This is a genomic window from Gluconobacter sp. Dm-62, assembly GCF_018256155.1.
Taxonomy (GTDB): domain Bacteria; phylum Pseudomonadota; class Alphaproteobacteria; order Acetobacterales; family Acetobacteraceae; genus Gluconobacter.
In genome coordinates this window covers 48807-62500 of sequence record NZ_JAERLY010000015.1, presented here as the reverse complement: position 1 = coordinate 62500, position 13694 = coordinate 48807, and the positions used below count along the sequence as shown (strand labels likewise).

General features: G+C 61.2%; 11 protein-coding genes (1 of these 11 only partly in view). 4 read left to right on the top strand and 7 right to left on the bottom strand.

Features of this window, described 5'->3' with window-relative positions:
• Both clpB and JK202_RS12875 read right to left on the bottom strand, forming a co-directional pair.
• On the bottom strand, window positions 1-1598 hold the 5' portion of the coding sequence (gene clpB / locus JK202_RS12880) for an ATP-dependent chaperone ClpB (RefSeq protein ID WP_211561679.1). 1003 nt of this gene lie to the left of the window's left edge; 1598 of the gene's 2601 nt are visible here — the first part of the coding sequence; it begins with the start codon at window positions 1596-1598; its stop codon lies off the left edge, out of view.
• A gap of 92 nt (window positions 1599-1690) precedes the next feature.
• Window positions 1691-2770, bottom strand: coding sequence for an aldo/keto reductase (locus JK202_RS12875; protein ID WP_211561690.1), 1080 nt, complete (start codon window positions 2768-2770; stop codon window positions 1691-1693).
• A gap of 199 nt (window positions 2771-2969) precedes the next feature.
• Between JK202_RS12875 and JK202_RS12870 the strand changes: the two genes are divergently transcribed.
• Window positions 2970-5189: a S9 family peptidase gene (locus JK202_RS12870; RefSeq protein ID WP_211561677.1), complete on the top strand. Its 2220-nt coding sequence runs from the start codon at window positions 2970-2972 to the stop codon at window positions 5187-5189.
• 73 nt (window positions 5190-5262) lie between these two features.
• Here JK202_RS12870 and JK202_RS12865 read toward each other — a convergent pair whose 3' ends face one another.
• The 3 genes from JK202_RS12865 to JK202_RS12855 all read right to left on the bottom strand — a co-directional run bounded on the left by JK202_RS12865 (window position 5263) and on the right by JK202_RS12855 (window position 8043).
• Window positions 5263-6654, bottom strand: a complete 1392-nt coding sequence (locus JK202_RS12865; RefSeq protein ID WP_211561676.1) for a M20/M25/M40 family metallo-hydrolase — start codon at window positions 6652-6654, stop codon at window positions 5263-5265.
• Between the two features lie 62 nt (window positions 6655-6716).
• A complete protein-coding gene (gene grxB / locus JK202_RS12860; protein ID WP_211561675.1) occupies window positions 6717-7370 on the bottom strand; it encodes a glutaredoxin 2 in 654 nt (217 codons plus the stop codon).
• Window positions 7371-7428: 58 nt separating this feature from the next.
• Window positions 7429-8043, bottom strand: coding sequence for a YqgE/AlgH family protein (locus tag JK202_RS12855; RefSeq protein ID WP_211561688.1), 615 nt, complete (start codon window positions 8041-8043; stop codon window positions 7429-7431).
• A gap of 146 nt (window positions 8044-8189) precedes the next feature.
• Between JK202_RS12855 and JK202_RS12850 the strand changes: the two genes are divergently transcribed.
• The 3 genes from JK202_RS12850 to JK202_RS12840 are packed head-to-tail and all read left to right on the top strand — an operon-like array spanning window position 8190 to window position 10925.
• Window positions 8190-8945: an SDR family NAD(P)-dependent oxidoreductase gene (locus tag JK202_RS12850; protein WP_211561686.1), complete on the top strand. Its 756-nt coding sequence runs from the start codon at window positions 8190-8192 to the stop codon at window positions 8943-8945.
• The gene (locus JK202_RS12845; protein WP_211561674.1) at window positions 8935-9813 is read left to right on the top strand and encodes a polyphosphate kinase 2 family protein; all 879 of its coding nucleotides are present in this window, start codon (window positions 8935-8937) and stop codon (window positions 9811-9813) included. The genes JK202_RS12850 and JK202_RS12845 overlap by 11 nt, the downstream gene beginning before the upstream one ends.
• 8 nt (window positions 9814-9821) lie before the next feature.
• Complete coding sequence (locus JK202_RS12840) at window positions 9822-10925, top strand: DUF563 domain-containing protein (RefSeq protein WP_211561669.1); 1104 nt, start codon at window positions 9822-9824, stop codon at window positions 10923-10925.
• A 64-nt stretch (window positions 10926-10989) separates the two neighbouring features.
• Here JK202_RS12840 and JK202_RS12835 read toward each other — a convergent pair whose 3' ends face one another.
• Together JK202_RS12835 and JK202_RS12830 are read right to left on the bottom strand one after the other, a co-directional pair.
• Entirely contained in the window at window positions 10990-12810 is a 1821-nt protein-coding gene (locus tag JK202_RS12835) for a DEAD/DEAH box helicase (protein WP_211561667.1), read from the bottom strand.
• A gap of 196 nt (window positions 12811-13006) precedes the next feature.
• Window positions 13007-13657 carry a class I SAM-dependent methyltransferase gene (locus tag JK202_RS12830; RefSeq protein ID WP_211561665.1) on the bottom strand — a complete coding sequence of 217 codons (651 nt, stop codon included), beginning with the start codon at window positions 13655-13657 and terminating at the stop codon, window positions 13007-13009.
• Window positions 13658-13694 lie beyond the last annotated feature (37 nt).

The following is a 13694-nucleotide window of genomic DNA, read 5'->3' as shown; positions in this document are numbered from 1 at the left end:
GTATCAGCGAACAGACCACTCTTCGACGAGGCGTCTTCTTCTTCCTGAGCCTTGGCGATCTGGGTCTCTAGGTTCGGGATCAGGCCGTACATTAGTTCAGACGCTTTCCCGAGATTGCCCTGACGCTGCGCGACTTCCACATCGGAACGCGCTGTATCGAGCTGTTCTTTCAGCTTCTGGATCGCATTCACACGATCCTTCTCGGCATGCCATTCGGCACCCATCGCATCGGACTGTTCTTCCAGATCGGCCAGTTCTGCTTCCAGTGCGACCAGACGGTCCTTCGAAGCCGTGTCGTCTTCCTTGCGGATGGCTTCACGCTCGATCTTGAGCTGGATGATGCGGCGGTCGAGTTCGTCCAGCGCTTCAGGCTTGCTGTCGATCTGCATCCGCAGACGGCTGGCGGCCTCGTCGATCAGATCAATCGCCTTGTCGGGCAGGAAGCGGTCCGTGATGTAGCGGTTGGAGAGCGTCGCGGCCGCGACGATGGCGTTGTCCGTAATACGGACACCATGATGCAGCTCGTACTTCTCCTTGATGCCACGCAGAATCGAAATCGTGTCGGCCACGGTGGGCTCACCCACGAACACCGGCTGGAAACGACGGGCCAGAGCCGCATCTTTCTCAATATACTTGCGGTATTCGTCGAGCGTCGTCGCACCCACGCAATGCAGCGTGCCGCGCGCCAGTTCCGGCTTGATGAGGTTGGACGCATCCATCGCACCATCGGACCGACCGGCGCCGACCAGCGTGTGCATTTCGTCGATGAAGAGGATGATCTCGCCTTCAGCCGTCTCGATTTCCTTGAGAACGGCCTTCAGACGCTCCTCGAACTCACCACGATATTTCGCACCTGCGATCAGCGCGCCCATGTCGAGCGACATCAGCTTCTTGTTGCGCAGGGCTTCAGGCACGTCACCGTTGACGATCCGCTGTGCGAGACCTTCGACAATGGCTGTCTTACCCACACCCGGCTCACCGATCAGGACCGGATTATTCTTGCTGCGACGCGCCAGAACCTGAATGGTCCGGCGGATTTCCTCGTCACGGCCGATGACCGGATCGAGCTTGCCAGCCTGCGCCACCGCCGTCACGTCGCGAGCGTATTTCTTCAGGGCGTCGAACGTGTTTTCGGCCGAGGCGCTCGTCACGGTGCGCCCTTTGCGGATTTCCGCGACCGCGCGCTCCAGAGCCGCCGCACTGGCCTTGCCGTCCACAAGCGCTTTACCCGCAGCCGTATTGCTGGCGGCAATCGCCACAAGCAGACGGTCCTGAGCGACATGACTGTCACCCGCGACTTTCGCAGCGGATTCCGCACCGTCGAGCAGACGCGCAAGATCCGGTGTCATCTGAGGCTGGCCGGCCCCGGCACCCTGCACTTTCGGTAGTTTGGCGAGAGCGGCATCGTTGGCGGTCTGGACGACCTTCGGATCGCCACCTGCGGCGCGGATCAGGCCGGATGCCGCGCCCTGTTCATCGTCCAGCAGGGCCTTGAGCAGATGCTCCGGCGTCAGCTGCTGGTTGTAGTCCCGAAGCGCAATGGTCTGTGCGGCCTGAAGAAAGCCCTGGCTGCGTTCGGTGAAATTCTGAATGTCCATAGTCTTTAAAAGTCCTCGTATGCCCCGTTACGGCGGCATTGATGTGTCTGGCCGCCCCCGAAGGCAGCGGCCTGTGCTTAAGATTTAGGCAGTCACTTTTTTGTTTCAAGGGCCTCCCGATGACGTTTTGCAGGCCCCTGCAAAACAAGATCCGCCTTGGAGAGACGATCAAAGGCGTTCCGGTTCTGATGCCAGTAGGGATAGATCAGGTCTGGAGCGCTCACATCGTCAAGTCTACGGACCTGTTCCTGTGTCAGACGGAGCGATGCGGCCGCAAGATTGTCCAGAAGCTGGCTCTCCTTGCGCGCGCCCAGAACGAGGGACGTGATGCCCGGCTTGTGCAGTGTCCAGGCCAGCGCCACGCGGGCGGCGGAGACGCTGTGTTCTTCCGCAATCTGCACCAGAACCTCGACCGTATCGTAGAGCTTTTTCAGATCCCGGACTTCCGGCTCAGGCCAGCCGGAAATGCGGCGGGAATCTTCCGGGGCTGTCTTGCCGCGACGGTATTTCCCGGTCAGCAGGCCACAGGCGAGTGGGCTCCAGACCTGAACGCCCAGGCCCTGATCCACGGCGAGCGGCAGAAGCTCATATTCGGCATCGCGGGCTTCAAGGGAATAATAGAGCTGCTGGCTGACGGGGACGATCAGACGGTCCCGCTCAGCTGCTCCGAGCAGCTTCATGGCCTGCCAGCCCGCGAAATTGGAAATGCCCGCATACCGGATCTTGCCCTGATCACGCAGGGTCTGGAGCGCCTCAAGCGTCTCTTCAACCGGCGTCAGGCCGTCCCATTCATGCAGATAATAAAGATCGATGTGATCCCGCCCCAGCCGACGCAGGCTGTCTTCGCAGGCATTGAGGATATGATGACGCGACAGGCCCTGTTCGTTCGGCCCTTTTCCCGTCGGAAAACGCACTTTTGTGGTGACAAGCAGTTCGCGACTACGGCCCTGAAGAACGCGGCCGAGGATTTCCTCGGCTTCACCGCCGGAATAGGCGTCCGCCGTGTCGAACATGTTCACGCCGTGCTCGACGCAGATGTCCACCATCCGCGTGGCTTCGGCGAGATCCACTTTGCCCGTGGCGGCGAAACTGCCCTGCCCCCCGAACGTGACCGATCCGAAATTGAGTGCTGAAATCTTGAGGCCCGAGCGACCAAGCTGACGATACTGCATATCCATCAGGCTCCTTCTTGCTGAGACATACCGTGATACAGAACACCCGAGCCCGGGATCGGTCCCGGTAAAAACGCCCCTGCTCCCGAAAACGTGAGACGGCTGCGTCATCCTTCGCGGAAACCCTGTTCACAAACGACGCTCCGGTCCATGATCGACATCAAAATCCTGTCCGCCGTTATCCTTAGTTGGAGAAGCAATGCCGTCACCTTCCCTGCGCCTTCCCCTGCGCCGCATCCTTCTGGCCTGTGCTGTCCTGTCTCCGTTGTTGTCCGCTGGCGTTCTGCAGGCCGCAGATCCTGCTGCCTGCATGATCGATCTGGCGAAGACCCGGAATGGCGCGCTCGGGCTGCCGAACCATGCCGAGGTCACACCGGATGGTCATTCCGTCCTGTTCCTGCGCTCGGGGCCGTTTGACACGCATCTGCACCTTTATCGCTACGACCTGCCGGACCATTCGATTCATGAGCTGGCTGCGCCGGCTTCGGGGCCGGAAAATCTGTCGGTTGAGGAGAAGGCCCGGCGGGAACGGGCGCGGCAGATCATGTCAGGCATTACCGATTATCAGATGAGTGAGGACGGGGGCACGGTTCTGGCCTCACAGGGCGGGCAGCTTGAGCGCATTGCCACGGATGATGGCCGTGTTACGCCGGTCGAAGGTCAGTGGATCGCGCCCCGCCTGTCGCCGGACGGTCTGAGCCTTGCCGCCGTGCGGGACAATGATCTTTATAGCGTTGATCTGGTCAGCGGGCGTGAAACGCGCCTGACAACCGGCGGCAGTGAGACGTTGACGCATGGCCTCGCCGAATTTGCCGCAGCCGAGGAACTGGAGCGGGCCGATGGCGCCTGGTGGTCTCCTGACAGCAAGACCATCCTGTTTGAAGAAGCCGATAACAGCGACGTCGAAAAGCACTACATCACCAATCCTCAAGCCCCGCAGGCCGAGCCGGTCTCGTTCCGTTATCCCCGCGCAGGCACAACCAACGCGAAAACACGCTTTGGCCTCGTGGATGCCAAGGGCGGTCCGGTGCGCTGGATCTCATGGGATCACGAGGCGTGGCCGTATCTTGGACGTGTGGTGTGGCGGAAGAACGGTCCGCTCGCTGTCGTGCTGCTCAATCGTGCCCAGACGCAGGAACAGCTTCTGACGATCGATCCCGCGACCGGGGCCACGCATGTGCTTCTGAGCCAGTCTGATCCGGCCTGGATCGAGCTGGACCCGCGCGCGGCCTCCGGTGGGCACAATCTTCCGGTGTTTCTGGATAAAAATGCAGGTTTTCTCTGGGCTGCGGACCGGGGCAAGGACTGGCAGCTTGAGCTTCATGCAGCCGATGGAACACTTCAGCGTGTCCTGACGCCGCCTGGTTTGTCCTATGTCGCCTTCGACGACTATGACGCCGGACACAACACCATCACGGTCACTGTCCGGGCCAACCGGCTGGACAATGAAGTCGTGCATATCGACCTCGGGACCGGGGCCGTTACGCCGTTTGTGACGGAGCGCGGTATTCACAATGTGCATGTCACGAATGGCACGCATACGGCCATGGTCGATACCTTTGCCAGTGCGAATGGCACGCGCCAGACGCAGGTTCGGGATGCGGACGGGCATGTCGTTGCAACGCTTCCCAGCGTAGCCCAGCCGCCGAAGCTGCCGGTTCATATTGAATTCACGACCGCAGGAACGCGTGAGCTGGATGCAGCCATTATTCGTCCGGACAATTTCAGTGCCTCAAAGCGCTATCCGGTCGTGCTGTCGGTCTATGCCGGGCCGGGCGTGAAGCTGGTGCGTGATACGCCGACAGCCTTTCTGGATGATCAGTGCCTTGCCAATCAGGGCTATATCGTCGTCACGATCGACGGTCGGGGCACACCGGGTCGCGATCATGATTTCGAGCGTGCCATCAAGGGCAATCTGATCGATGCGCCGCTTCAGGATCAGGTGGACGGGCTTCAGGCGCTCGGCAAGCGCCATCATGAAATGGATCTCTCCCGCGTCGGCGTGCATGGCTGGTCTTTTGGCGGCTATTTCACCGCCATGGCGACCATCCGCCGTCCGGACGTGTTCAAGGTCGGCGTTGCGGGTGCGCCGCCTGTTGATTTTGCGGATTATGATACGGCCTATACCGAGCGTTATCTCGGCATGCCGCAGGACGATGCGGAAGGCTATCGCAAGAGCAATGTCCTGACCTATGCCGACACGCTGAAGCGGCCGTTGCTGCTGATGCATGGCATCACGGACGACAATGTCTATTTCGAAAATACCATGAAACTGACGCAGGCTCTGCTCCATGCCGGCAAGCCCTATGACCTGCTGCTGCTGCCGGGCACGCATATGCTGCCTGACCCCGTCATCCGCGCCCGCGTGGCCCAGCGGCGGGTGCAGTTCCTGAGCTCGGTGCTTCAGCCCGGGAAATAATCCTGCATCAGGCGAATATGAAAAAGGGGGCCGGATCATAAGATCCGGGCCCCTTTTTTTGTGGGTTATGACTTCAGTGAGACAAGTCCGTCACCATCACCATCATCGCATCGACGGCAGGGCGGATTGAGGCTACGGGCGTACGTTCGTTCAGGCCGTGCATGAAGGATTCAGACGGTTTGATGAACAACGGCGACATGCCGTAGCTGGGCACATGATTGTAGCGGTACCACATGCTGTCGCTCGCGCCTGACGACATGCTCGGGAAGACCGGCATTCCGGGATAGACACTGTGAATGCCGTGTTCGACGGCTTTCACGAAATCCGGCCGCATGGGCGAGGCTGCGGTCTCAACGGAACCAGCCGAAACGTCCTCGATCTTCAGGGCAGGATCGGCCGCAGCCTCCTGCAGTTCCTTTGCGATTTCCGGGCGCGGGTGTCCGGGGAAAATCCGGCAGTTGATGTTGGCCGTCGCACGCTGCGGGAGCGCATTCAGGGCATGGCCGCCGTTGATCATGGTCACCACGCAGGTCGTTCCCATCCGTCCGATCAGGGAGGGATCGGCTGACAGGCTTGCAATGGCTTTTTCATCGGCCGGATTGGCTGCAAACGCGCGCATGGCCGCGGCTGTGGCGGGCGCTTCCCATTGTGCTGCGCTCACGAAGTAGGCGTGTGTGAGTTCGTTCAGCTCCGGTTTGAACCGGTGCTGCTGGATCCGCAGCAGAGCCGCGGCCAGTTCGTCGATCGCGTTCACGGCTCTCGGTTCGGAGGAATGGCCGCCGGGATTGGTCACTGTCAGGCGATAATCCGCGTAGGATTTCTCCGCGCCTTCCCAACTGAAATAGATCGGTTTTCCGGTGCGATCGTCCAGAACACCGTTGGCGCCATCGACGTTCAGCACCAGATCCGCCGTATCAAGAAGTTTGGCGATGGCCTGTCCGGTGTTCATGTCGGTCTCTTCATCGCCCGAAAACGCGATGATGATATCCCGCCTTGGGCGATACCCTTCACGTTTGAGCTCCAGAAGAGACGCAATGCTGACCGTATCGTCGAGCTTCATATCCGTGGCGCCGCGTCCGAGCAGATAGCCGTTCACAATCTGCGGTTTGAACGGGTCATGGGTCCAGTCGGCGGCTTTGGCTTCGACCACATCCATATGACCGGAAATGACCAGTGGCTTCAGGGACGGGTCGGTGCCGTGCCATCGGGCAATCAGATAGGCGGTGTCATGATAAGGCGTGATGGTGATGTCAGCAGGTGCAAAGCCGCCCTGAACCAGCGCGTCACGAAACAGCGTCGCGACCTGGGGGGTCTGGTTGCCCGTGCCTGCGACCGAACGCAGGGCGATGGCTTTCTCGGCCAGTGACAGGGCCTGCGTTTCAGCCTGCGGATGGATGGCGGGGGCGGCGAGCGCGCTCCCCGCCATCAGACAGGAGACAACAAGTCCACAAACAGTTCCGCGCATCCGAACCTCCAGATTTAATGCGCAACCGTAACTGTCCGGACTGGATTTTCCAAGAGGGCCGCTCAGACGGCGATGGCGTCAAACAGCGTCACGCCGGACCGTGCCGCCATGGCCTGCCGGTAGGCCTCGACTTCGGGCGGATACACAACGCCCCGGATCAGCGACATGCTGTGCAGATGGGCATAGAGATGGATGTCGTCCGTGGAGAGTTCGCCATTCACGGCCTGAGGCGAGCGGATCAGCGGCGCCAGTTCCTTCAGCAGCGCGTTAAGCTGCGTCAGTTCGTCGGTCCTGTCTTCCAGCAGGGCACTGAACGATCCGACGGACGGTTCCTTGCGACGGATGAACCCGGCGCGTGCGGATGTTGTTGCGAACTCCGGCAGGGGTGCCGCCGCGGCACGGGGCAGGAACAGGCGATAGAGCGGCGTCCCCACCTTTTTCAGCCATGCCGCAATTTCAGGATGAGTTTTCCCGGTCAGGACCGGCGTGCCAATTGCGTCGACATGCGTGACGATATCCATGCTCTCGGGCATGAATGTTCCGTTTTCTTCAAGGATGGGAACGACCTTGCGGCCGACCATGCGAACCGGGCCGTCGACATCATCATTGAGCAGGATGCGCTGCTCATAGGGAATGTTCCTGAGCCCGAAGATCATCCGCGCCTTGGTGCAGAACGGGCAGTGTTCATAGATGTAGAGGATATGGGATGCGCTCATGCTACCTTCCTGTTTCTGGGCTGTGTCTGGTGGATCATCTTCGGAACAGAACGCCGCTTCAGGCTTCCCCGACCGACGACGAAAGAAGAAGTGGATCGAAATCGATTGCGACGAGGGCCTGTCGCCATTTTTTTGCATGATCGGTACCAAACACGATCTCGTCGGTGGCAGGCGCCACGAACCACGAGCTGTCGCGCTGGATTTCCTGTTCGAGCTGCCCTGGCGCCCAGGCGGCATGTCCGAGCGCCATCATGGCCTGTTTCGGGCCATGTCCGGCGGCGATCTCGCGCAAAATATCCAGACTGGCGGTCAGGGACGTGTGGCCATCGACGTCCAGACTGCCCTCGCCTGCCCAGTCCGCTGAATGCAGGACAAACCCACGCGAGTGCTCGACCGGGCCTCCCATACAGACGCCGATGCGGCGTTCGGGAGGGTTGGGCTCGATTCCCAGTTGTCCGAACAGTTCGTCCAGCCCGGGCTGGGACAGGCGCTTGTTGACGATCAGCCCCATCGCGCCGTCCTGCTCCGAATGGGCGCAGAGATAGATCACCGTCCGTTCAAAGAACGTCTCCGCCAGCGCAGGCGCCGCCACGAGCAGTTTTCCCGTCAGGCCGAGCTCCATGAGAGCGGGATCCGTCAGGTTGTCATTCCGTCCATCGAGTGTTTTCTTCATGCCTGCCAACATGGGTGCATCCCTTCCTGTATTGCAAGCGTTTGCCTTCAGGAGTGTTAATGACATCCAATGTCATTGACCTGAGTATCCCGAACCGCCCCACGAACCGCACCGGTCGGGTGCGGACTGTCCGTCTGGAGATTGTCATGCCTCTCACCGTTCTCGTCACCGGCGCCACCGCAGGCTTCGGTCATGCCATTGCCACGCGGCTTGTCCGTGAAGGTCACCGCGTTATCGCAACCGGGCGCCGCAAGGAGCGTCTGGAAGCTCTCAAGGAGGAACTCGGCGAGAGCGTCCTGCCCTTCACGCTCGACATGACCGATCGCAATGCCCTGCGTGCCCTGCCCGCCGCCCTGCCTGAAGAATGGCAGGATATCGACGTGCTTGTGAACAATGCGGGTCTGGCCCTCGGCATGGAGCCGGCGCAGGACGCCGAGGCCGACAACTGGGAGTCGATGATCGCAACGAACGTGTCCGGTGTGGTGGAGCTGACGCGTGCGCTTTTACCGGGCATGGTCCAGCGCAATACGGGCTACATCATCGCGCTGGGCAGCACGGCGGGGACCTATCCCTACACAGGCGGAAACGTCTATGGCGCGACCAAGGCCTTCGTGCATCAGTTCACCCAGAACCTGCGCACGGATCTGCTCGGCACCCGCATCCGCGTGACGAATATCGAGCCTGGCCTGTGTGGTGGCAGCGAATTCAGCAATGTGCGTCTGGGCGACGACAGCAAAGCGGCGGCCGTTTACAAGGACACGACACCGCTGACACCGGAAGACATCGCGGGAACAGTCTCCTGGCTGATTGGTCTGCCCTGGCATGTGAACGTCAATTATCTGGAAATGATGCCGGTCTGTCAGGCATCGGGTGGGCTTGCGGTGAACCGTCATGTCGGGTGAGACCGGGCTTCCTTCCCAACTTCGCATTACGGACGGCAAGAACTTCCGTCTGTCCTCCATCGCCACGAATGACAAACTTGGTCGCCAGAAAGACACGTCCCGCACGCGCATCCGCGACTGCGTGGACCGGATGTCTGTCCTGCAGCAGCGGCTGGCGGCATATGCCACGCATGGCATCCTTGTTGTGCTTCAGGGCATGGACACTGCCGGCAAGGATGGTGCGATCCGCCATGCCTTTTCCGGCCTGAACCCGCAGGGCGTGCATGTCACGTCGTTCAAGGCGCCTGTCGGCATCGCGACGCGTCATGATGATTTGTGGCGCATTCATCTTGCCGTGCCGTCACGGGGTGAGATCGGCATTTTCAACCGCAGCCATTATGAAGACGTTCTGGTGGAGCGCGTTCATCCGGACATGGTTCGTGCGCGCGGGCTCAATCCCGATCTTCCGGATTTCTGGGATCATCGGCTGGGTGATCTGCGTCATTTCGAAAGCTATCTGCGTCGGCAGAACATCATCGTCCTCAAGCTGTTCCTGCATATTTCACCCGAAGAGCAGCGCATGCGTCTGCTCAAGCGGCTGGATCATCCGGAAAAGCGCTGGAAGTTCAGCCCGTCTGACCTGAAGGAGCGCGAGTTCTGGCCGCATTATACCGCAGCCTACGAAGAGGCGATCCGCGCAACGGCAACGCCGGACGCCCCCTGGATCGTGATCCCGGCGGACCATAAATGGCTCGCGCGCGTACTGGTGGCCGAGGCGCTGCTGGACACGCTTGAAAGCCTGCATCTCAAGGAGCCGGAACAGAAAATGTCCGATCCGCTCAAGGAAGCCCAGCAGGCCCTTCTCAAAGGAGCGGCCAAGACCGTCTGATCCTGATCATGCAGCTTCTCTCCCGTCTCAGGCACTTTTTCTCTCCGTCCGCCGGATCGTCCGGTCTGGCTGAGATTGCCCGGAGGACGAGTGTTCTCGAAACCTGTCCTGTACAGCCGGTTTCCCCGCTCTGCGCCTCTGACCTGAGCCATCCGGAGCGCAATCCGTTCCGGAACTGGGAGAGCATGGCGATCACAATCCAGCATTACGCCCTGCGTGATGTTGTACTGGATCAGCCCCTGATGACGCTGCTGCATGCCGGGCAGCCTGTCTCTGAAACTGTCTATGTTCAGGACCCGGAAGCCGTGCGGGCTTTGCGCATCCGCCCTGCGGATGTCATCCGGTGCCCCACCTTCAGGGGGATTACGGCGAGCTGTGTCGATCACTGGGCGTCGAACTATTACCACTGGGTCGCCCATACGGTCCCGACGCTGCATGCCCTGTCACTGACAGGCAGACCGGTGCGCCTTGTTCTGCCCGAACATATGCATCCCTGGCAGTTCGAGACGCTGGATTTTTTCGGCTTGACCTCCGACGAACATATTCGCCTGCAACAGGGGCGGCAGTATGCTTTTGAGGCGCTCGACTACATCAGTTTCGTCAATGGGAGCGCTGATTTTGCGGTCTCGGAGCTTTCCCGGGCCGCTTATGCGCGACTGCGTAAGGCGGCTGGAGGCTCGGCGGTATCGGCCGGACGGCTGCTCTATATCGAGCGTGGCAGCTCGGCCAACCGGCATGTTCCCAACGAAGCCGAGTTGGCAGATGCTCTGGAAAAACTCGGTTTCGAGCGTGTGCATCCCGAAACACTGTCCCTGAGCGAGCAGATCCGTCTGTTCAGCGACGCTGGGATGGTCATGGGAATGCTGGGGGCAGGCATGGCCAATATCGCCTGGTGCCAGCCCGGAACACTCGTTTACGAGCTCGTTCCGTCACACCACATCAACCCCTGCTTTGCCGCCATGGCGACACAGGGTGCGCTGAGATACTGGGCGGATGTTTTCCAGACAGGGGCAGCTCAGGAAAACCACACGGACGATGCCGCCATTCCGCTCCCGGTCGCAGATATTCTCGATCGGGTCCGGGAACTGACTGCACTCCTGCCCGACGCCTGAAAAAACAAAACCCCGCCGGAGACCTGCTCCGGCGGGGTTTGCTTCTCAGCTCCCTGAAGACGGATCAGGAACGGCGCTTGCGGCTTGAACCGTCACTGCGCGGGCCGTCACCACCTGCGGGCTTCGGACGACCAAAGCCCGAACCGCCGCGGCCCTTGTAGCCGCCACCGGCGCCACCGCCACGCGGGCCGCCCTTGAAGCCACCGCCGCCACCCGGACGACCACCGCCACCAAAGCGCTTGCCTTCACCGGGGTTGCGACCACGGGCACCCATGCCACCGGCAGGGGCTTCGGACGGCTCGATCGTCACTTCGTCGGCTTCCGCACCGGCGAGGCAGGACTTGAAGCGGGCCACGCTCTCATCGGCGATCTGGAAGTAGGTCTGTTCCTGATCGATGCGGATGCTGCCGATCTCGCGCTTCTGCACGCCACCCAGGCGGCAGATCAGCGGGATCAGCCATTTCGGGTCAGCGCGCTCGGTGCGACCAACGCTCATCTTGAACCACTCGCCCGCCATGACGTGCTCTTCACGCGGGGCACGCTCGCCACGTTCCGTATGGCGCGGAGCCTCGACGGACATCGGGCGGATCTGCTCGACCTTCGGCAGACGTGCACGATACAGACCGACCAGTGCCGCTGCGAGCTTCGTGGCGTCGTACTTCTCGACCAGCTGGTTGACCAGCTCATCGGACATGTCGTCCACGGCGTTCGTCAGGATCGGATCGTCCATCAGACGGGTCTTGTCCTGCGAGGCAATGGCGTCAGCCGTCGGAACGGCTTCCCACTCGGCCTGGATCTTCGCGAGCTGAAGCAGACGCTCGGCTCGGCGACGCTGGTTCAGCGGAACCATCAGGACGCTGGTGCCCTTGCGACCCGCACGACCCGTACGGCCCGAACGGTGCAGCAGGGTTTCGGCAGCGGTCGGGATGCTGGCATGGATCACGAGGTTCAGCGCCGGCACGTCAATGCCGCGGGCTGCAACGTCCGTCGCAACGCAGACGCGGGCCTGACCGGAACGCAGGCTCTCGATCGCGCGGCTACGCTCGTTCTGGCCCATTTCGCCGGAAATGGCGACGGACGCAAAACCGCGCTCAAGCAGCGTTGCCTGAACCTGATTGACCATCATACGGGTGTTGCAGAACACCATCGCCGTCGGGCTTTCGTAGAAACGAAGCACGTTGACGAGCGAACGCTCGATTTCCTGCGGCTGCGTGATGACGCAGCGATAGGTGATGTCAGAATGCTGCTTCGCACCCGACACGGTATCGATGCGCTCGGCATTCTTCTGGTAACGGCGTGCCAGGGATGCGATCTCGCGGGCGATCGTCGCGGAGAACAGCAGCGTACGACGCTCGGTCGGGGCGGCATCGAGCAGCTTTTCGAGCTCGTCGCGGAAGCCCATGTCCAGCATTTCGTCGGCTTCATCAAGAATGACGCAGCGCAGAGCGGACAGGTCGAGGGAGCCGCGCGACAGGTGATCGCACAGACGACCCGGCGTGCCGACAACGATATGGACGCCGCGATTCAGTTCGCGGGCTTCACTGCGGGCATCGGTGCCGCCAATGCAGCTCGCGATGCGGGCGCCGGTTTCGGCATAGAGCCACTTGAGTTCGGACTGGACCTGAAGCGCCAGCTCACGCGTCGGCGCAATCACGAGCGCCATGGGCTGAGGGGACGGCGGAAGGCGATCGGCATCTCCGAGCAGGGTCGGAGCGATGGCCAGGCCGAAGGCGACGGTCTTGCCCGACCCCGTCTGCGCGGAAACCAGCAGGTCGCGCTCGTCCAGCCCCGGCTGCAGAACTGCTTCCTGAACAGGAGTCAGCTGTTCGTAGCCACGTGCCTCAAGGGCGCGCTTAAGGGCAGGATGGGTATCGGGAAAAGGCATATTTTATGAACACTCGGCAAACGTCACGCCGACGACAGGATGCGGCGGCTGGAATGCCGCTGCATAAAGACTTCCACTCGAAAATGCCAGAAAGAACGTATGGAAGGCTTTTTCTTGTTCTTCCAGACTATTCTGACATTCATAACGGTGGGCTGCCAACCTGCGTCGAAACAGCGCCGGCCGCCCCTTGCGGTATTCAGTTTCTTGGCTTGCGACCAACCACGGCATGCACCGTATCGCGCCATGCCGTCAGATCCTCGGGTGGCACCACCTCGCCCGTATCCAGCTCGGCCAGACCGGTCCGCGACATCAGGACACTCGCCAGACGCACCCGGTCCGCCGGTTCAAGCGCCTGCCAGATCGCAACGGCCTTTGCCGCGTGGAACTGGTCGGAAAATGTCAGGATCAGCGGTGCGCCGGGCTTGAGAACCCGGACAATTTCCATCAGCACAGCCAGCGGCGTCGTCAGATAGGCCAGCCCGTCACACAGCGTCACGGCATCAAAGCTGTCATCCTCAAAAGGAAGTTCAGGCTCATCATTGAGGTCCTGCACCACCCGTTCGCCGAGGACGGGATTGGCATCCAGAGCCGCTTTGGAAATCCCGAGCCCGACCACGCGCTGGAATGTTGCTTCCTCGGGATAATGGCTGAGGGCGCCCGCCATCAGGTCCAGCACCGCACCACCGACCGGCAGGGCCGTCTGATACAGGGCCGTCACGGCTGTGCGCGCGCCCATATCCATCAGCGAATCCGGCACGCGCTGTGCATAGAAAATCGTGTCGGGCTCGTTGTTGGCGCGCGTGAACGCTGCTTCGTGCATGCCTTCAAGCTTTTCTGGGCCGCTCATGTCCACTCCTTCTGATCCAGCAGCCGAGATGAGGGCA